This is a genomic window from Massilia sp. PAMC28688, assembly GCF_019443445.1.
Classification (GTDB): Bacteria; Pseudomonadota; Gammaproteobacteria; order Burkholderiales; family Burkholderiaceae_D; genus Telluria_A.
The window spans coordinates 251,151-271,276 of record NZ_CP080378.1; the positions used below are offsets into that span (position 1 = coordinate 251,151).

Annotated in this window: 15 protein-coding genes; 5 read left to right on the forward strand and 10 right to left on the reverse strand. The window is 64.3% G+C overall.

Going from position 1 to position 20,126, the window contains the following annotated elements; all coding sequences use genetic code 11:
- Positions 1 to 8 precede the first annotated feature (8 nt).
- From KY495_RS01055 to KY495_RS01070, 4 genes are all read right to left on the reverse strand, one after another.
- Entirely contained in the window at positions 9 to 2,060 is a 2,052-nt protein-coding gene (locus tag KY495_RS01055) for a bifunctional diguanylate cyclase/phosphodiesterase (RefSeq protein WP_219881944.1), read from the reverse strand.
- 1 nt (position 2,061) lies between these two features.
- Positions 2,062 to 3,237 carry an HDOD domain-containing protein gene (locus KY495_RS01060; protein WP_219881945.1) on the reverse strand — a complete coding sequence of 392 codons (1,176 nt, stop codon included), beginning with the start codon at positions 3,235 to 3,237 and terminating at the stop codon, positions 2,062 to 2,064.
- A 142-nt stretch (positions 3,238 to 3,379) separates the two neighbouring features.
- A complete protein-coding gene (locus KY495_RS01065) occupies positions 3,380 to 4,015 on the reverse strand; it encodes a response regulator transcription factor (protein ID WP_219881946.1) in 636 nt (211 codons plus the stop codon).
- The gene (locus KY495_RS01070; RefSeq protein ID WP_219881947.1) at positions 4,012 to 5,370 is read right to left on the reverse strand and encodes a cache domain-containing protein; all 1,359 of its coding nucleotides are present in this window, start codon (positions 5,368 to 5,370) and stop codon (positions 4,012 to 4,014) included. Before KY495_RS01070 ends, KY495_RS01065 begins: the two co-directional genes overlap by 4 nt.
- Positions 5,371 to 5,581: 211 nt before the next feature.
- On the opposite strand from KY495_RS01070, the gene KY495_RS01075 reads away from it, so the two are divergent.
- From KY495_RS01075 to KY495_RS01090, 4 genes are all read left to right on the forward strand, one after another.
- Positions 5,582 to 7,645, forward strand: coding sequence for a carbon starvation CstA family protein (locus KY495_RS01075; RefSeq protein ID WP_219881948.1), 2,064 nt, complete (start codon positions 5,582 to 5,584; stop codon positions 7,643 to 7,645).
- A 10-nt stretch (positions 7,646 to 7,655) separates the two neighbouring features.
- On the forward strand, positions 7,656 to 7,856 hold the full coding sequence (locus KY495_RS01080; protein ID WP_219881949.1) for a YbdD/YjiX family protein: 201 nt from the start codon (positions 7,656 to 7,658) through the stop codon (positions 7,854 to 7,856).
- Between the two features lie 153 nt (positions 7,857 to 8,009).
- The gene (locus tag KY495_RS01085; protein ID WP_219881950.1) at positions 8,010 to 10,856 is read left to right on the forward strand and encodes a response regulator; all 2,847 of its coding nucleotides are present in this window, start codon (positions 8,010 to 8,012) and stop codon (positions 10,854 to 10,856) included.
- 1 nt (position 10,857) lies between these two features.
- Positions 10,858 to 12,966 carry a bifunctional diguanylate cyclase/phosphodiesterase gene (locus tag KY495_RS01090; RefSeq protein WP_219881951.1) on the forward strand — a complete coding sequence of 703 codons (2,109 nt, stop codon included), beginning with the start codon at positions 10,858 to 10,860 and terminating at the stop codon, positions 12,964 to 12,966.
- A 61-nt stretch (positions 12,967 to 13,027) separates the two neighbouring features.
- Here the strand turns inward: KY495_RS01090 and KY495_RS01095 are convergent, their stop codons facing one another.
- Positions 13,028 to 14,041, reverse strand: coding sequence for an IS110 family transposase (locus KY495_RS01095; RefSeq protein WP_219881833.1), 1,014 nt, complete (start codon positions 14,039 to 14,041; stop codon positions 13,028 to 13,030).
- A gap of 190 nt (positions 14,042 to 14,231) precedes the next feature.
- On the opposite strand from KY495_RS01095, the gene KY495_RS01100 reads away from it, so the two are divergent.
- Entirely contained in the window at positions 14,232 to 14,435 is a 204-nt protein-coding gene (locus KY495_RS01100; protein ID WP_219881952.1) for a hypothetical protein, read from the forward strand.
- A gap of 448 nt (positions 14,436 to 14,883) precedes the next feature.
- Here KY495_RS01100 and KY495_RS01105 read toward each other — a convergent pair whose 3' ends face one another.
- From KY495_RS01105 to KY495_RS01125, 5 genes are all read right to left on the reverse strand, one after another.
- Entirely contained in the window at positions 14,884 to 15,732 is an 849-nt protein-coding gene (locus KY495_RS01105) for a DUF2334 domain-containing protein (protein WP_219881953.1), read from the reverse strand.
- Complete coding sequence (locus KY495_RS01110; RefSeq protein WP_219881954.1) at positions 15,719 to 16,849, reverse strand: glycosyltransferase; 1,131 nt, start codon at positions 16,847 to 16,849, stop codon at positions 15,719 to 15,721. Before KY495_RS01110 ends, KY495_RS01105 begins: the two co-directional genes overlap by 14 nt.
- A gap of 117 nt (positions 16,850 to 16,966) precedes the next feature.
- A complete protein-coding gene (recR, locus tag KY495_RS01115) occupies positions 16,967 to 17,557 on the reverse strand; it encodes a recombination mediator RecR (RefSeq protein ID WP_219881955.1) in 591 nt (196 codons plus the stop codon).
- Complete coding sequence (locus tag KY495_RS01120; RefSeq protein ID WP_219881956.1) at positions 17,558 to 17,884, reverse strand: YbaB/EbfC family nucleoid-associated protein; 327 nt, start codon at positions 17,882 to 17,884, stop codon at positions 17,558 to 17,560.
- 61 nt (positions 17,885 to 17,945) lie between these two features.
- Positions 17,946 to 20,111: a DNA polymerase III subunit gamma/tau gene (locus KY495_RS01125; protein ID WP_219881957.1), complete on the reverse strand. Its 2,166-nt coding sequence runs from the start codon at positions 20,109 to 20,111 to the stop codon at positions 17,946 to 17,948.
- Between the last annotated feature and the right edge of the window lie 15 nt (positions 20,112 to 20,126).

Genomic DNA, 20,126 nt, shown 5'->3' on the forward strand with positions numbered 1-20,126 from the left:
CTGCCAACTCACACCGCCGCCGGCCAGTCCTCGCGCAGCGCTTTTTCAAACGCCAGCGCCGCCAATGGGCGCGAGAAGTAGTATCCCTGCACCTCATCACATCCCGCCCCCAGCAAAAACTTGAGCTGCTCCGGCGTCTCCACCCCTTCCGCAATCACGCGGTGCCCGAGCTGCTGGCCGATGCTGATGATGGTGCTGGCAATCGCGCAGTCGCTGCTGTCGAGCGGAATACCGGTGGTGAAGGACTGATCGATCTTGAGCGTATCGATCGGAAAGCGCTTCAGGTACGACAGGCTCGAATACCCAGTACCGAAATCATCGAGCGAGAGCGACACGCCCAGCGCATTGATCTGGTCCATGATGTCGATCACGCGCTCGATGTCGTGCATCAGCGTGCTCTCGGTGATCTCCAGCTCCAGCCAGTATGGCTCCAGCCCGTGGCGCGCCAGCGTGGCCGCCACGCGCGAGGGCAGGCTCGCCACGAACTCGCGGGCCGAGACATTGACCGCCATGCGAAACGGGAGCACGCCCGCGCTCTTCCAGCGCGCCGCCTGGGCGCATGCCGCTTCCAGCACCCATTCGCCCACCTGCACGATCAGGCCCGTCGATTCGGCCAGCGGAATGAATTCACCTGGCGAGACCATGCCGCGCTCCGGATGCATCCAGCGCACCAGCGCCTCCGCGCCCACGATGCGGTTGCTGCCGATTTCGAACTTGGGCTGGAAGTGCAGCAGCAATTCATTATTGACCAGCGCATGGCGCAGGTCGTGCTCCAGGCGCATGCGCTCCTGCATGCCCTGGTTCATGTCGTGGCAGTAGAAGGCGACGCTCTCGTCCTCGCCGTGGCTGCGCTGTTTGGCGCGCGCCATGGCGATGTCGGCGTGGCGCAGCAGCGATTCGGCGTCCGTACCATCTTGCGGGTAGACGCTGATGCCGATGCTGGCGCCCACGCGCAGGTCGTGCCCCTCAATCAGGAAGGGATCGAGCAGCGCGGCCTGCAGCTTGCGCGCCACCGTGCCGGCTTCAAAATGCTGGCGCAGGTCGAACAGGCCGACGCCGAATTCGTCGCCCGACAGGCGTGCCACCACATCCTGCTCGCGCAGCGTGGCCCGAAAGCGCTTGCCCACTTCGCGCAGCAGTTCGTCGCCAATGCGCCGTCCCAGCGCGTTGTTGATGTCCTTGAAGCGGTTAAGGTCCACGTACAGCACGCAGCCGGTCGATCCATTGCGCTGGGCGACAGACATCGACTGGTCCAGCAGCTTCATCATCAAGGTTCGGTTGGGCAGGTTGGTCAGCGCATCGTGGTACGCCAGCTGATGCAGCTTTTCCTCGGTGCGTTTGCGCTCGGTGATGTCGCTCAGGTAGGCAATCAATCCGGCCGGATGGCCAGCCGCGTCGCGTAGCGGCGACATGGACATGCTGGCCCAGAACACGTCACCGTTTTTTTTACGGCGCCGCACTTCCATCACCTTGCCACCCTGCTCCACGAAGGCGTCGTGAAAGCCCGCTTCTTCGTCCACGTACAGGAACAGGATGTTGCGGCCCACCGCTTCCAGCGCGGTGTAGCCAAACAGGCGCTCGGCGCCCTTGTTCCAGCTGGTGATGTAGCCCGTCGCATCCATGGTCAGCACCGATTCGTTGATGCGGTCGAGGATCTGGGCCTGGTGCGAGAGCTGGCGTTCGATTTCGGCGTACGCGTGGGTCGAACGCATGGCCAGCGAGTGCAGCTGCAGCAGATTGGCGGTGAGCTTGGCGAGGCTTGCCAGATGATCGCGGTCGCCGTCGTCGTAGATGGCGCGGCCCCACACGGCAAAGCGGCCGAAGCGGCGGCCGTTGCAGGCGATATCCTGCACCAGGCCCTGCATGGTGTCCGGAATGAGGTCGCTGCCATCGTCATCGGCCGAGGCGTCGCAGGGCACGAACAGGCCCCACGGGCTACCCAGCAGGCTGCGGGCGATGCGGCCTATTTCGTCGGCCAGCATCTGGCCGCGCATGTGCATCACCGCCTCGCACAGGGCGGCGCTGCTGCTCATGATGTCGTTTGCCGGTCGCAGAAACATGTCAGAGATTCCGGCTTACCTGGATCGCCCAGTGGTAGGCATGCAGCTGCGAATTCCACCACTGCAGTGGCGTGATGGCGGCGCCAGCGAGCATGTCAGGCGATACTTCGTCCGCTTCGATCATGGCCAGCAGCTGGCCGAATTTGCCACTGCGCGTGAGCAGCGCATCCGAGGCGATGGCCGGCAGGCTCAGAGCGCCCACGATTTGTTCCATCGTCATGCCAAACAGGAGGTTGAGCAGCGAGAAGACGCCGGTCATGAATGCGAGGTCCTGGTCATCGCGCTCGCCCCCCTGCAGCTTGCACAGCATTTCCATTTGCGCCGCGCGCATGCCGGCAATGGGCAGCAGCAGGTTGGGCAGGCCGTCGGCCTGCTGGCGCGCGTACAGCAACAGCTGCAGCCAGCGCTGGAGCTGGCGCCGCCCGAGGATGCTGATCGCCTGACCAAAGCTGGCAATGGGCGTGCTGTGCGCAAAGGCGGCGGAGTTGGCAAGCTTGAGCAGATGGTAGGACAGTGCCGGGTCTTGCTTGAGCAGCGTTTCAATCTCGCGCGTGTCCGCGTCGCGCGCGAGACAGCCGAGCAGCGTCATGAGGCGCTTGCGCGAACTGCCGTCGTCCGGGTTGTGACTGGGCTTGGGATGGAGCGGGTAGTCGCCGCTGAACCATTCGTAGCCCACGCGCGCGCATTCAGCGTAACGCGCGTGCGTGTGCACGCCATGCGCGAGATGCGGGCCAAAGACGAGGGGCAGCACGGTGGCGCCGGGGCCCTGGTGCGTGACGTCCGTGGCCACGCCGGTCAGTCCGGCGGGGGCAGCGGTGTCCGCTGGCAGCGCGCCGTCGATCAGTACGCGGTGGCCCTTCTCGTGCAGGGCCAGCGTGCGCTTGCGCGCGTCTTCGGCCTGCAGCGAGGCTGCACCAAAGGCAAAGGCGACGCGGCTGGGCGGCATCAGCGCTTCCAGGGCCGGGTCGATCACGGCCGCGGAGTCGAGCATGAGCACGCAGTTCAAGGGTGCAATGGCGGCCAGCAGATCCGGCGCGCCGAAAATACTGTGCAGCGCGGCCGGCAGCTGCTCCGCATCCTGGCTGACGCGGATGGACAGCGACACCCATGCATTCTGCAGGTTGGCAACCGGTTCGATACGAACTAGTGGAAAAGACAAGGAATCGGTAAGGGCCATCGACTGTCCACGTTCTAAGATCCTGCCATGTTATGTGAGATATTGATCAAACGCAATGCAATAAGTTTCCGTACGGCCATTTTATGAAACATTTCGCGTAGAGTTGTGAAATTCGCTGGCCGACAACAACACTTTGTTGATGCTACTCAAAGCGCGCATGCTGGACGGCGTACTTGATGAGCTCGGCCTGCCCCTCAATGCCAAGCTTGCGCTTGATGTTGAGACGGTGGGTTTCGACGGTGCGCACCGACAGGTCGAGCGTGCGGGCGATCTGCTTGTTGGATTGGCCATTTGCCAGTTCGCGCAGCACGGCCTGCTCGCGCGAGGTAAGCTGGTTATCCTGCACCAGGGGCCGGGCCAGCTGGCGCGCCAGGGGAGCGCTGTAGTAGATGCCGCCAGCCATGACGGTCTCGATGGCCAGCACAATATCCTTGCCCGGTGCATCCTTGAGCACGTAGCCGCGGGCGCCTGCCTGCATGGCCTGGCTTACGTATTCGAGCTTGTCGTGCATCGACAGGATCAGCACGGCAATGCCGGGAAAGCGCTCGCGCAGCTGGGCGGTCGCTTCGATGCCATTGGTGCCGCGCATGTTGATGTCCATGAGCACCAGGTCCACCCTGTCGCGGCCGGCCTGCTGGAGCGCTTCCTCGGCCCCGCCCGCCTCTGCCACCACCCGGAAGTGCGGCACGGCTTCCAGCCGCGCCCGCAGGCCGTCGCGCACGAGGGGATGATCGTCCACCAGCAAAATATGAATGAGTTGATCAATAAGTTCGGTCATGTTGTCGTGTTCACAGAGGCTTTGACGCGCGTGCCGGACGGGGTGGAGACGATGTCGAGCTCGCCCCCGATGGCGACCATGCGCTCCGTCATGTTGCGCAGGCCGATGCCGCGCCGGGGGTGGCTGGCCACGTGCGCCGAATCGAAGCCGACACCGTCGTCGCTCACGGTCAGCGTCACGCGCCGTCCCGCGCGCGCCAGTTCGATGGCGATTCGGCGCGCCCCGGCGTGGCGCTCGATATTGGTGAGCGCTTCCTGGGCGATACGAAACAGCACGGTATTGGCCACATCCGGCAGCCCGTCCGTGCTGCCACGCTGGACAAAATGGACGGGCACCGCGCTATGCTGGGTAAATTCCTCGGCCAAATGGTCGAGGGCGGCGGCCAGCCCCAGGTCGTCCAGGATGGCCGGGCGCAGGTCGTGCGAAATGCGCCGCACCTCGGCCAGCACATCATTGAGCTGGCTGGCGGTTTTCTCGAAGCTCGCGTACGCGGCCTGCTGTTGCCCGGCGTCGCCGTGCAGGCGAATGATGCCTGCTTCGATTTGCAGCTTGATCGATACCAGCCACTGGCTGATGCCGTCGTGCAGGTCGCGCGAGAGCCGCGAGCGCTCTTGTTCCTGCGACTCCACCACGCGCTGCGCCAGCACGCGCAGCTTGGCGTCGGCCACGCGCGATTCGCTGATGTTGAGGGCCAGGCCCGACACGGCCACCGCCAGCGCGCTCAGGATGGCAACGGCGGCAATCCATTGCATGGTGCTCTGGATGTGGCGCGACTGCTGGGCGTCGATCTTGGCCAGGGCCGCGTCCACATCATCGAGATAGATGCCGGTGCCCATCATCCAGCCCCAGTCCGCCATGGGAATCACGTAGCCCAGCTTGGGCGCGGTCTTGTTGGACGAGGGTTTGGCCCAGCTGTAGCGCTGCAGGCCGCCGCCGGCCCGGGCGCGCGCGATCAGGCGCTGGATGGTCGGCTCGCCCCGGGCGTCGCGCAGTTCCCACAAGTTGCGGCCCACCAGCTCCGGCTGGCGCGGGTGCATGAGGGCATTGCCCTGGAAGTCGTAGACGAAGAAATAGCCATCGTCGCCATAGCTCAGTGACGACAGGATGCGCTTGGCTTCATCCATGGTGGCCGCGTCGCGCTTGCCGGACTTGTACAGGTGCGCCACCGAGCGCGCCGCCAGCGAAATGTAGTGCTTCAATTCCGCCTCCTTGCTGGCCAGGTAGGCTTGCTGGATGGTGTCGCGTTGCTGCTGGGCCAGCGTGCCGGCCTGGTGGCGCACGAACAGGGCAATGGCAATGAGCGCCACAATCAGCGGGGTCAGCGCCAGAAAGATGAACTTTTGGCGCAGCTTCATGCAGGCAGTGGTAGGGAAGAATTCATGTGCAGATTCTACGTCGCTTCTGTCATTGGCGCCTACGTAGTACTACGCAGGCCGGTGCGTAGTGCTGCGCTTGTCCGGCCGGGGTGCTTGACCAATACTCGCTGCAAGCGGCGCGCAAGCCTGGCCGGCCAAGGCCACGGCCGACCACAGGCGCGGCACATAAAAACACAACACAGGAGTCAACATGAAACGTCTCACAAGCCACGCCGGCTGGGCTGCGCTATCGATTGGCGGTGCGTTCGCACTGGCCTACATTGCCCTCAAGCGCGGCGAATCCATCAATGCCATCTGGGTCGTGGCCGCTGCCATTTGCGTCTACCTGATCGCCTACCGCTTCTACAGCCAGTTCATTGCCACGCGCGTGCTGGGACTGGACCCGAATCGCCAGACCCCGGCTTACAAGTATAACGATGGCCTCGACTACGTACCCACCAACCGCTACGTACTCTTTGGCCACCACTTTGCCGCCATTGCCGGCGCCGGCCCGCTGGTCGGCCCCGTGCTGGCGGCGCAGATGGGCTACCTGCCGGGCATGATGTGGATCCTGGCCGGCGTGGTGCTGGCCGGCGCCGTGCAGGACTTCATCATCCTGTTCATCTCCACGCGCCGCGACGGGCGTTCCCTGGGCGACCTCATCAAGTCGGAACTGGGCGAAATACCGGGCGTCATTGCACTGTTTGGCACCTTCATGATCATGGTGATCATTCTTGCGGTGCTGGCGCTGATTGTGGTCAAGGCCCTGGCCGACTCGCCATGGGGCAGCTTTACCGTCATGGCCACCATTCCCATTGCCCTGTTCATGGGCGTGTACTCGCGCTATATCCGGGTGGGCCGGATTGGCGAAATTTCGCTGATCGGCTTCGTGCTGCTGATGCTGGCCATCGTGGGCGGGCAAATGGTGCAGGACAGTCCGGTCTGGGGTCCGATGTTCACCTTCAGCGGGGTGGAGCTGACCTGGATGCTGATCGGCTATGGCTTCGTTGCCTCGGTCATTCCCGTGTGGCTGCTGCTGGCCCCGCGTGATTACCTGTCCACCTTCCTCAAGATCGGCACCATCGTGGCGCTGGCCATTGGCATCCTGGTGGTGGCGCCGCAGCTCAAAATGCCGGCCGTGACCAAGTTCATTGACGGCTCCGGCCCGGTGTGGTCCGGCAGCCTGTTCCCCTTCCTGTTCATTACCATTGCCTGCGGCGCGGTCTCGGGCTTTCATGCACTGATCGCTTCCGGCACCACGCCCAAAATGCTGGAAAATGAACAGCACGCACGCTTTATCGGTTACGGCGCCATGCTCATGGAGTCGTTCGTGGCCATCATGGCGCTGGTGGCTGCATCCACCATCGAGCCTGGCATCTACTTTGCCATGAACAGCCCGGCTGCCGTGCTGGGCACCACGGCTGACAGTGCAGCGGCCGTCATCTCGCAGTGGGGCTTCTACGTCACCCCGGAAATGCTGACCCAAACGGCCAAGGATGTGGGCGAGTCCTCCATCATCTCGCGCGCCGGTGGCGCCCCCACGCTGGCGGTGGGCATGGCCAACATCCTGTCGAGCGCCCTGGGCGGCAAGGCCATGATGGCCTTCTGGTACCACTTTGCCATCCTGTTCGAGGCGCTCTTTATCCTGACCGCCGTCGATGCCGGCACCCGCGCGGGCCGCTTCATGCTGCAGGACTTGCTGGGCACCTTCGCCCCGTCGCTCAAGCGCACCGAATCGCTGCCGGCCAACCTGATTGCCACCTCGCTGTGCGTGGCCGCCTGGGGCTACTTCCTGTACCAGGGCGTGGTCGATCCGCTGGGCGGCATCAATACCCTGTGGCCCCTGTTTGGCATTGCCAACCAGATGCTTGCCGGGATTGCGCTCATCCTCGGCACCTGCGTGCTGTTCAAGATGAAGCGGGCCCGCTATGCGTGGGTAACCATGGTGCCCACGGCCTGGCTGCTGATCTGCACCCTCACCGCGGGCTGGCAAAAGATGTTCCACGAAAACGTGCGCATCGGCTTCATCGCCCATGCCCGCAAGTTCCAGGATGCCATTGACCAGGGGATCGTGCTGGCACCGGCCAAGACCATGGAAGAGATGCGCCGCATCGTGTTCAACGACTACCTGGACGCGGGACTGGCCGGCTTCTTCATGCTGGTAGTGCTGTCGGTACTGTTCTTCGGGGTGCGCACGGTGCTGGCCGCGCGCAAGCTTGACGGGCCAAGCACGCAGGAATCCCCTTTCGTGGCGGCCCCGGCCATGCAAAGCTGAGCGGGCACGCATGTTCAGCGAACTCAAACAGGCCGGCCGCTACCTGGGGCAAAGCATGCGCCTCATGGTGGGCCTGCCTGAATACGGGACCTACGTGGCGCATATGGAGGCGACCCATCCGGATGCGCCCATGATGACGTACGAAGAATTTTTCCGCGAGCGCCAGGAAGCCAGGTATGGCGGCGCCGGGAAGCGCGGAGGATGCTGTTAAAAAGACGCTGCGGCGTCTTTTTTTATTTCCCTCTCCAGTTGCGCGGAAGCTAAGCCTTCTTGTCTTCTTGTTTCCGATCAAGGCTGATCCCACCCTTTGCACGTATATTTTTTCCTGCCGGAATCTATTCCTTCACGAAAACAAAATACGACCATGCTGAATTTTGAGCGCTCCAGTCTGAACAAGAAGCTGACCATCATTTCATTCTTGTCGACCGGGACGGCGCTGCTGTTCGTCTTTATTGCCTTCACCGTGACCTCGGTACTGAATCATCGCAAGGATGAAGGCATGCAGCTGTCCTCCTTTGCCGGCGTGATCGGCACCAACAGTGTGGACGCGCTCACCTTCAATGACCGCACCCAGGCACTGAACACCCTGTCCGCGCTCAAGGCCAAGGATGATATTTCCAATGCGGCCCTGTTCGACCGCCACGGCAAGCTGTTTGCCCAGTACCTGCCGCCCGGGCGCAAGGATGCCGCCTCCGGCATGCCCGCCATCGGCACCGACGACCAGGCGCTGGAAGCGGCCAACCGCCAGGGCAGCACCTTCTGGTCTACCCGCATGCGCCTGTACCGCCCCGTGACGGGCAATGAGCACCAGATCGGCGTGGTCATGATCGAAGCGGACCTGACCGACATGTGGCTCGACATCTTCAAGAGCCTGGGCGTGATCGGCGCGGCCATGGGCGGCTCGCTGATCGTGGCGCTGATCCTGGCCAGCCGCTTCAAGGGCAGCATTGCCGACCCCGTGACCAAGCTCATCAACGCGGCACAGAAAGTGTCGGCCAGCCAGAACTACAACCTGCGCATCGCCCACGACCGTACCGACGAGCTGGGCACCCTCATCAACAGCTTCAACGACATGCTGGCCCAGATCGAAGGGCGCGGCGCCGCCCTCACCCATCACCGCGACGAACTGGAACGCCAGGTGAGCGTGCGCACCGAGCAGCTGGAAAAGGCCAAGAACGCGGCCGAAGCGGCCAGCCGCGCCAAGAGTGCCTTCCTGGCCACCATGAGCCATGAAATCCGCACGCCCATGAACGGCGTGCTGGGCATGACCGAAATGCTGCTTGGCACGGCGCTCACCGACACCCAGCGCAACTTCACCAAGCTGGTCAAGAGCTCGGGCGAGCACCTGCTGGTGATCATCAATGACATCCTGGACTTTTCCAAGATTGAAGCGGGCAAGCTGTCGATCGAGTACATCAACTTCAATTTGTGGGACCTGCTCGACGACATCAACAACATCTACACGCCGCAAGCCCACGGCAAGGGCCTGGCGCTGGACTTCGACATCGCCAACGACATTCCGATTGCCGTGTGCGGCGACCCCAATCGCGTGCGCCAGATCATCGCCAACCTGCTGGGCAACGCCATCAAGTTTACCGACCGCGGGCAGATCCTGGCCAAGGTGCAGGTCATTGGCGAAGATGGACCCAGCGTCAGCCTGCGCTTTGAAGTGCACGACACCGGCATTGGGGTCTCGCGCGAAGCGCGCACCCGCATCTTCGACGCCTTTTCGCAGGCCGACGACTCGACCACCCGCAAGTACGGCGGCACCGGCCTTGGCCTGGCCATCTCGCGCCAGCTGGTCGAACTCATGGGCGGCAAGATCGGGGTGGACAACGCGCCTGAGCGCGGCTCCATTTTCTGGTTCACCGTCTCCTTTGACAAGCGCCGGGTCGACGCCGACGAACCGGGCGCCAATCTCAAGCCGGTCGAAGGCATGCGCATCCTGATCGTGGACGAGCATGAAGACAGCCGCGACGTGCTCGAACAGCAGCTGGCGCACTGGCACGTGAGCACCGACTGCGCCAGGTCGGCGCTGGACGCCGTCGAGCGCCTGGCCGCTGCCGCCCAGGCGGGCAAGCCGTACGACGTGGCGCTGATCGACATGGACCTGCAGCGTACCAGCGGGCTGTCGCTGGCCGCCGCCATCAAGGGCGACCCGGCCACGCGCTCGACGCGCCTGCTTCTGGTGAGCGACAACCGGCTGGCCGCGGACCCGGTGCAGCGGCGCGAAGCGGGCGTGGCGTACCAATTGATCAAGCCGGCGCGCGCCGGCGACCTGTTCGAATGCATCATGACGCGCCCGCGCGGCAGCCGCATCGTGCCGCCGCCCGCAGCGGAGCCGGCCAGTGCCGCCCTGCCCGGGACCGGCAAGGCCGGGGGGGCTGCCGGCGCCAGGCCGGCCCGCGTGCGGCGCGTGCTGCTGGCCGAAGACAATCCCGTCAACGTCGAAGTGGCCAAGGCCATGCTCGACAGCCTGGGCATGGCGGTCCACTGCGCCAGGAACGGCGCCGAGGCGCTGCAGGAAGCGCGCGCCGGCGGCTACGACATCGTCCTCATGGACTGCCAGATGCCGGTCATGGACGGCTTCGCGGCCACGGCCGAAATCCGCCGCCACGAACAGGCCAGCGGACGCGGACGCATGCTGCCCATCATCGCCATCACGGCCAACGCCCTGCAGGGCGACCGCGAAGCCTGCCTGGCGGCCGGCATGGACGACTACCTGAGCAAACCGTTTACCCACCAGCAGCTCGGCGCCGTCATCGGGCGCTGGATCGGGCTGCCGATTGCCGCCAGCGTCCACCACGATGACGAGCCGCCGGTGCTGCCGCGCGAAACGCGCGAAGTGATCCAGCGCGACGTCATCAACCGCCAGGCGCTGGACAACATTCGCGCCCTGTCCAAGGACCGCGGCGACGCTTTGGTGCAAAAAGTGATTGCCGCCTACGTGGACGACACGCCGGGCCACCTCAAGACGCTGCGCTGCGCCATCGCCGACAAGGACGCGGGCAACGTGCGCAAGGTGGCCCACAGCCTCAAGTCCAGCAGCGCCAATGTGGGCGCCGAAGCGCTGGCGCAGATGTGCAAGGACATGGAAACACTGGGCCGCACCGACACCACCGTTGGCGCGGCCGTCATCCTCACCGACATGGAGCAGGAATTCCAGGCAGTTCGGCATTCGCTCAGTGCCATCCTAGAGAAGGAAACTTGACATGCCAGCTATCTCCACCAAACGCGGCGTCGTACTGGTAGCCGACGACGACCCGGTCATGCGCCTGCTGATGATCGAAATGCTGGGCCAGGTCGGCCTGGACGGCATCGAAGCGGGCGACGGCCGGCAAGCCGTGTCCTGCTTCCAGCGCGCCGCGCCGGACTTGATCCTGATGGACGTCGACATGCCCAACATGGACGGCTTTTCCGCCTGCCGCGAGATCCGCCGGATCGAAAGCGGTGCACCGGTCCCCATCATCATGGTCACCGGCGGCGACGACATCGACGCGGTCACGCGCGCCTATGAAGTGGGCGCCACCGACTTCGTCTCCAAGCCGATCAACTGGCCGATCCTGGGCCACCGGGTGCTGTACGTGCTGCGCGCCAGCGACGCCATCGTACGGCTGCGCAAGGCCGATGCCCAGAACCGCGCCGTGCTGGCCGCGATCCCCGATACGTTCTTCCGGCTAAGCCAGGATGGTTACTACCTCGACTACGAGCAGGGGCACGACAGCAGCGCGGCGATCGACGAAGACCACTGCGTGGGGCGGCACATCGGCGACGTGCTGCCCAGGGAGATTGCCGAGCGCATCCTGGAGCAGGTCGGCATCGTGCTCGCCACCCAGCATATCCGCTCGGTCGACTATGAACTGGTGCACGGCGAGCTGGTGCAGCACTTCGAAGCGCGCCTGGTGGCCACGGGACCGGACGAAGTGTTGGGCCTGGTGCGCGACATCAGCGAGCGCAAACAGAACGAAGAGCAGATCCGGCGCCTGGCCTATTTCGACAGCCTGACCGGCATTCCGAACCGTCAGGCGTTCCTCGAGACGCTGGAGCGGGAACTGAACCGATCCAAGATCGGCAACAAGAAATTTGCGGTCTTGTTCATGGACCTGGACGCGTTCAAGCGCATCAACGACACGCTGGGGCACAACGTGGGCGACCACCTGCTCAAGATCGTCTCCGAACGGCTGCGCGAAACCATTCGTCCGAGTGACCTGGTGTCGCGCGGCGACCAGTCGCACAACCTCGCGCGCCTCGGCGGCGATGAATTCACCATCCTCATTCCCGACCTGGACCGGGTCGAAAATGCGCTCAATGTGGCGCACCGGGTGAAGGACGCCATGCGCCGGCCCTTCCTGATCGACGGCCATGAAATCTTCGTCACTGCCAGCATCGGCATCTCGCTGTTTCCGGAAGATGGCGACGACTGCGACTCGCTGCTCAAGTACGCAGACACCGCCATGTACCACGCCAAGAACTGCGGCAAGAACAATGCCAAGCTGTATAGCTCCTCGCTGACGATGCAGATCATGAGTCACGTCAAGCTCGAAGTGGGCTTGCGCAAGGCGCTGAAGAACGACGAACTCTATCTGCTGTACCAGCCCCAGATTGACGTGCGCAGCGCCCAGATCGTGGGGGTGGAAGCGCTGGTGCGCTGGCGCCATCCCGAGCGGGGGCTGATATCGCCGACCGAATTCATTCCGCTGGCTGAAGAGACGGGGTTGATCGTCCCGATCGGCGAATGGGTGCTGCGCACTGCGTGCGTGCAGGCGCGCATGTGGCAAAAGACCACCCAGCGCTCGCTGCGGATGGCGGTCAATTTATCGGCCAAGCAGTTCAAGGACGATAACCTGACGCAGACCGTGCTGTCGGCGCTGCACGACACCGGGCTCGATCCGCGCTTTCTGGAACTGGAGCTGACGGAAGGGACGCTGATGGACAACGCGCGCGCCACCATGTCCACGCTCGAGCAGCTGCGTTCCATTGGCGTGTACCTGTCGATTGACGACTTTGGCACCGGGTACTCCTCGATGAACTACCTCAAGCGTTTTGACGTACGGGCGCTAAAGATCGACAAGAGCTTCATCTGCGGGCTGCCGCAGGATTCCGAGAACGCCGCCATCACGCGCGCCATCATCGCCATGGCACACGGGCTGAAGATGGTGGTGGTGGCCGAAGGGGTTGAAACGGACGAACAGCTGCTGCTGCTGGAGGAGTACGGCTGTGACATGGTGCAGGGCTACTACCTGGGTCACCCTTCACCCCAGGAAAAGATCGCCGAAATGCTGCTCAATTCCGCACCCCGCTTGCTGGCCCAAACGAAATAACTTTCCCTCAACCAGGGTCAGACCACTTAAACCGGCCAAAATCAATTTCCTATAACCAGGGTCAGATACCGTCTTGAATTGCAAGCCCGGATTGCAAGTAATTTGCATCGAAGGGCTTGTTTGACCGCAGGACCCCGTAGATCAGATGTGCCAGCTTACGCATGACAGCGCTGACCACGGCCATCTTGGCCAGGCCGTTGTCCGATAAGCGGGCCGCAAAGGCCCTGAGTATCGGGTTGTGCGTCTTGGCCACCACGCCCGGCATGTACAGCGCTGCTCGCAGTTGACCACTGCCGATTCGGCTGATCATGGTCCGGCCTCTTACCGAACTGCCCGATTGCCGTTGCTTGGGAGTGACGCCGATGTAAGCGGCGAAGGCCTTGGCGCTGCTGAACTTTCGCACATCGCCCGCATAGCTGATGACTTTGGCTGCCGTGGCGCGTCCCACGCCCGGAATCGTCGTCATTAGCTCAACGTCAGCCCGCATCCCAGGATCGCTATCGATATGGGTGTCGATATCGTTCTTGAGCTGCGCGATCTGGGCATCCAGCCAGTCCACGTGCTCTTTGGTGTGCTTGGCCAAGTCAGTTTGCCCGGCGAACTCATGCGCTTCAATCCGGTTTGCTTCCTGCTGGCGGATATCCTGAAGTGCACTGAGGCGCTCCACCCATCCACGCAACAAGCGCTCAGCTGGCGGCGGTGCCACCCAAGGTTCCGGCGTCATTGCTCGGCAATACCGAGCAATAACGCCGGCATCGACCTTGTCGTTCTTGTTTCGAATGTTTTCGCTCTGAGCGAAGCCCTTGATGCAGCCTGGATTGACGATGCTGACCTTCATGCCAACTGCCTGCAGATTGAGCGCTACGGGCTCGCTGTAGATGCCGGTTGACTCCATGCAGGCGTGGACTGTCGTCACATCGACCTTTTGCTTGGTCACCCAGTTCGCCAGCTCGGCGTATCCGGCCTTGCTGTTCTCAACGACCTTGTTCTTCAGTTTGCCGCCTTCCAACAGCGCGGCGTCCAACTTCTTCTTGCTGACATCAATTCCCAGAATGGGAGCGTGCGTAGTTTCCATTTGTTGACCTGTCTCGTATGCAGGCTCTAAGGCCTAAGATACCGTCCGGACTTGCAAGGAAAAAACGGGCAAAGGCACCTATCTGACCCACAGACTACTCGTCTCCGACCACGCCGATGTCACTCTGCCCGACCAATAAATCTGGCCCACATTCTGCCAAATTTTCGGTAACTCCAATATACGAGACCACTTGAACGAGAGAAAAGCAACGCTTTCGCCGATTCTTTTCCTTGGCGCATTGCCGCCTGACCACGATATTCATGTGGGCACTGCATATTTGTGCGCCAATGCAATCAACAGTGCCGGATGCGGAAAGGAAACTTTTGGCAACGGAACCGGGCGGCAATCGGGCACCTGCAATATTTGGCAGGCACCCGCTTTCCAAAAATTTTAATTGACCCGGGTTGTTAATTTGGGTGCGAAGATTTTGGGCGTTACCTTTACCGCGTTTTGGTGGTCTGACCCTGGCGTAAGGAAATTGATTTAGGCGTCAAAAAGTGGTCTGACCCTGGTGGTGGGAAATAGATTGTGCGGGTTGGTGGGTCGGGTGGCAAAAGTTCCCTGGCGCGATTGATGGGGATCAGCGATCGACGTGCGGCGAATTTTATGCTGGGGACAGGCTGGCCGCCGCCAGCGCGCAAGGAAGGAGACGATCATGCGAAAAGTGTTCAAGCTGGCCGCAGCAGCCGGCACCCTGTTGCTGGCCGCGTGTACGACGCCGCAAGAGCGCGCCGCCCGTATGCAGGCAGAGATGAATGAAATGATGGTGGTGTACGGGCCCGCTTGCGCACGGCTGGGCTATGCGGCCCATTCCGATCCCTGGCGTCAATGCGTCCTGCAGCTTAGCGCCAAGGAGGAGGCGGCACGTTATGGCCATCCTCACTGGTCGGTGGCTTATGGACGAGGCCGCTGGGGCGGCTACTGGGGCCCGTACTGGTAGCCCAGGCCGCCATCCAACCGGCAAAGCCACCCTTGGTCAGGGCTTGGCGCCCCTGCAGCAAATGCTCGATGAGGCCCTGAGCGTGGCGCACCAGGCCGGGATGATGGGCGTCGCGCGGATGCAGCGCCAGCCTGAGCAGCGGGGCGCGACCCTGCAGCTGCGCGATTACGCTCGCGGCGGCCGGCGAGAGGACGCGCCCCCAGCGGTTGCGCGCCGCGTACACCATGGATGGTGCAAACAGGCTGCGCCCCGCGCGCAGGCAATGGAAGCGCCCGTAGGTACTCGTGTATTCAAACGGAAATTGTCGCAGCGCCCGCTCGGCCGGCGCGCTGATCAGCCAGGCAGGGGCGACAAAACCGGCCACCGGCCAGTTGCGCTGCCCAAACCAGTGCAGGCCAAGTTCGATGCGGCGCCGGGCCTGCTCCTGGCTGAGCGCGGCAAACTCCCCTTCTCCCTCGGTGTAGATGGTGCGCAGCACCCATTCGCGCAGCGACGCGGCCGGCGGCGACTCGTCACGATGGGTGTAACCGTGCAGGACCAGTTCGTGGCCCTGGCCAAGCAGCCGCTCCAGGCTGCGCTCGTACGGGCGCGAAATGCGCAGACTGCCGTGGTAGCACGGCACAACCAGCCAGCTGAGCGGAATGTCGGCGACGGCGCGAATCGCGTGCAACAGGTGCAGGCATTCGGCCCAGGTGGCCGGCGCCACGTCGTGGATGGAAACGCACAGCGCGGGCCGCTCATTCGCTTGCACAGAGACGCTCCACTTCCACGCTGGCGCCCGGCCACAAAGCCAGCAGCCGCGCGTAGCGCTGCATTAACTGCGGCATGATGTGGTTCCAGTCGTAGTGCTCGCGCGCCTTGCGCGCTGCGGCCAGGCCCATGGCGCTGCGGTCGCGCTGGAACAGGGTGTCGATGCCCGCACACAGGGCCGCCACGCTGTTGGGCTGCACAAGAATGCCGGTGTCTTCGTCTAGCAGTTCTGCCGTGCCGCCACCGCTTGCCGCCACCACCGGCAGGCCGCAGGCCATGGCCTCGAGCACGATGAGGCCGAACGTTTCGCAGTCGCCGGGATGGACCAAGAGGTCGCAGCTGGCCAGCAGGCATGCCAGCTGCGCCTGGTCGCGCATGAACGGCAGGTGGCTGGTGTGCGGCCCACGATGGGCGCCGGCGCCGCCCACCAGCAGCAGATGATAGGGGGACCCAAGCGTGCGCACGGCCTCGTGCAGCATCGGGAGTTTTTTCTCGGGCGTGTCGCGCCCGGCATAGACCAGCAGGCGCGTGCTCGCAGGCAGGCGCAGGCGCTCGCGCAGGTTGTCCATGCGCCGCGCGGGCGTGAAGGTGGAGGTATCAATGCCCAGCGGTTGATGCACGGCGCCGGCCACGCCCATGCCGGCCAGCTGCGCCACCATGCGCTTTGATGGTGCCAGCACCAGGTCAAACTGGCGGTACAGCGGTGCCAGGTAGCGCCGCGCAAGGGCGCCGGCCAGGCCGCCCCACCTTTCGTGCATGAGGCGTGCCAGGTCGGAATGATAAAAGGCGACCGCCGGGATGCCCAGCTGCCGCTTGACCCGCAGCGCGGCCCACGCCGCCTGGGCCGCGTCGCCCGCCTCGATCAGGTCTGGCTGCAGCGCCCGCAGTGCGCGCGCCGGTCCGCTCACCGTCCAGGGCATGCGGTAGCCATTGAAGCCGGGCAGCGCGGCCCCGGCCAGGTGCACCAGCGCCGGCGCACCAGCCCGGCCCTGCACATTGGGGCTGAGAATGGAATGGTGCACGCCCCGCTGTGCCAGCCACGCCGCCTTGGCGTTGAGGTAGGTACTCACCCCGCCGCCTTCGGGCGCGTAAAACATGGTGATGTCGACGAGGTGCATGCGTGGGACCCCCTGGTGTGGAGCCACGATACCAGCGCTTTGTCGCGTACATTTGAGCAGACGCAAACGCGCAGCGCTACTTCGCGCAAAGCAAAAGCTTCAATGCAAGGGTATGACCTAGGTGCTGCGGCGGTCCAGCATGGCGCGGGCGATGGTGCCGGCGTCAACGTACTCCAGCTCGCCGCCGACGGGCACGCCCCGCGCCAGCCGGCTTACCTTGAGCCCGCGCGCCTTGAGCATTTCGCTGATGTAGTGGGCAGTGGCCTCGCCCTCGTTGGTGAAATTGGTGGCCAGCACGACCTCGCCCACCACGCCATCGGCCGCGCGGCCAATCAGCTTGTCAAGGTGGATGTCCTTGGGACCGATGCCGTCCAGCGGCGAGAGCCGTCCCATGAGCACGAAATACAAACCCTTGTAGGTCAGGGTCTGTTCGATCATGAGCTGGTCGGCCGGGGTCTCCACCACGCACAGGAGCGCAGTATCGCGCGCCGGATCGGTGCAGGTGTCGCACACCTCGGTCTCGGCAAAGGTATTACACATGGCGCAGTGGTGCACCGAGTCGACCGCCTGGTACAGCGCGCGCGAAAGCATGGCCGCGCCGTCGCGGTCGTGCTGGAGCAGGTGGAATGCCATGCGCTGCGCCGACTTCGGACCCACGCCGGGAAGCCGACGCAGGGCTTCGGTGAGGAAGTCGAGCGACTTGGACATTTAGAACGGCATCTTGAAGCCGGGGGGCAGCTGCATGCCGGCCGACAGGCCACCCATCTTTTCGGCCGATACGGCTTCGGCCTTGCGCACGGCGTCGTTGAAGGCGGCAGCGACCAGGTCTTCGAGCATGTCCTTGTCGTCGGCCAGCAGCGAAGGGTCGATGGAAACGCGCTTGACGTCGTTCTTGCACGTCATGACGACCTTGACCAGGCCGGCACCGGACTGGCCTTCCACTTCCACCAGGGCCAGCGCTTCCTGCGCCTTTTTCATATTGTCCTGCATGGCCTGCGCCTGTTTCATCAAGCCTGCGAGCTGGTTCTTCATCATGATGGTTCTCCGTGATTCAAAAAATTAGACAATAAGGGATGCTGCAAATTCTGTCCGCGCCTTACGCAGCCGCGCCGCCCGCCGGCCGCACCGACCCCGGCACGATAAAGGCCCCCAGGTCGCGCATCATGTCCTTGACGAAGGGATCGTTCATGACTGTCTCTTCGGCCACGCGCTGGCATTCGGCCTTGTAGGCAATCGCTTCGGCACTGGCGGTATACCACACGGGGCCGATGTCGATCTCGACCTGGACCTTGGTGCCGGCAAAGCGCTCCTGCAGCGCCGCGGCCAGCTTCTCGGTATTGCCGCTGGCGCGCAGGGTATCGATGGGCACGCGCAGGCGGAAAATGGTGACGTTGCCGTCCACCGTACAGCTGACGATTTCCGTCTGCAGCGCCAGCTGCTGCGACACGCCGCGCAGCGGCAGGCTGGCCGCCAGCGCCGGCCAGTTGCCGTCCCACGACAGTTCCGGCACCGGGGTGATGATGTAGTCGGGCCTGGGCATGGCCGGCGCGCGCGCCGGGGGTGCCACCACGGCCGGCGCTTCCTGCGCCACTGCGGTGTCGTCGGAAAATTCCATGACCCACGATGGCGGCCCATCCTGCAGGTCGTCGGCGCCTCCGTCTGCGGGTGGCGCATACGGCGCCATCGCAGCTGGCTGCGCGTGGGCCTGAGCCTGGGCGCCCTGCTCCCACGGCGGTGGCGCCGATGGTGCCGACGGTGCCGACGGTGCCGATGGTGCAGCGGGCGGTGCCGGGGGTGCAGGCGGCGCTTCGGCTGCCGCAGCGTCGGCCTGGTTGGATTGGGCCGTGGCCCGGCGCGGTGTGGCCTGGCGTCCGCCACTGGCCGCACGCGCCGCTTCCAGCGCGGCATTGATGGCGGCGCGCGCGGCATTGGCCTGGGGCGCAGCGGGAGCGGGGGACTGCGGCGGCGGTGCTGGCGGCGGCGGTGCTGGCGGCGGCACTGCGGGCCGCGCAGCCGCGGGAGGCGGCGCGACAGGTGCAACCGTGGCGTGGCTGGCCACGGCGGCGCTGGCAGCGCGCGTCGGCGCTACCGGTGCCGGACGCCCGGCGGCAGGCGCACGCGCGCCACCGGCGCCGCCCGGCGCCCCGCCCTCGGCGCCGCCGTTACCGGGACGGAAAGCGAGCATGCGCAGCAGCGTCATGGTGAAGCCGGCGTATTCGTCCGGCGCCAGGCCCATCTCGTTGCGGCCATGGACGGCAATCTGGTAATAGAGCTGCACTTCCTGGGCGTCGAAAGCTTGCGCCAGGCGCAGGATGTCGGCCAGTTCCGGCAGGTCTTGCGGCACGGCGCCCGGCACGCTTTGCGCCAGTGCGATCCGGTGCAGCAGCGTGCCCAGGTCCTGCAGCGCGCCGTTGTAGGACAGGCTGCGGCTGGCCATGTCGTCGGCCACTGCCATCAGGTCGGCGCCGTCCTGGTTGAGCAGGGCGTCGAGCAGGCGCACCAGGTAGGACTGGTCGAGTGCACCGAGCATGCCCTGCACCGCGTCCAGCGTCACCTGCCCGGCCGCATAGGCAATGGCCTGGTCGGTGAGCGAGAGCGCGTCGCGCATGGAGCCGTGCGCGCCTTGCGCCAGCAGGCGCAGGGCCGGCTGTTCGAAACTGATGCCTTCCTGGCCGAGGATGTTGTCGAGGTGGCTGATGATGTGCCCGGGCGGCATCTGCTTGAGGTTGAACTGCAGGCAGCGCGACAGCACGGTAACGGGAATCTTCTGCGGATCAGTCGTGGCCAGGATGAACTTGACGTGCGCCGGCGGCTCTTCCAGCGTCTTGAGCATGGAATTGAAGGCGTGATTGGTCAGCATGTGCACTTCGTCGATCATGTAGACCTTGAAGCGCGCATTGGACGGTGCATACACGGCCTGTTCAAGCAGCTGCGCCATCTCGTCCACGCCGCGGTTGGACGCGGCGTCCATCTCTATATAGTCGACAAAGCGGCCGGCATCGATGGCGGTGCACGCTTCGCATACGCCGCAGGGCTGGGGCGTGATGCCGCCAGTGCCGTCCGGCCCCACGCAATTGAGCGACTTGGCCAGGATGCGCGAGAGCGTGGTCTTGCCCACGCCGCGGGTGCCGGTGAACAGATAGGCATGGTGCAGGCGGCCCGTGTGCAGCGCGTGCGTGAGGGCGCGCACCACGTGCTCCTGGCCAACGAGCGTTTCGAAGTTCTTGGGACGGTACTTGCGGGCGAGGACTTGATAGGACATGCGTGGATTTTACCG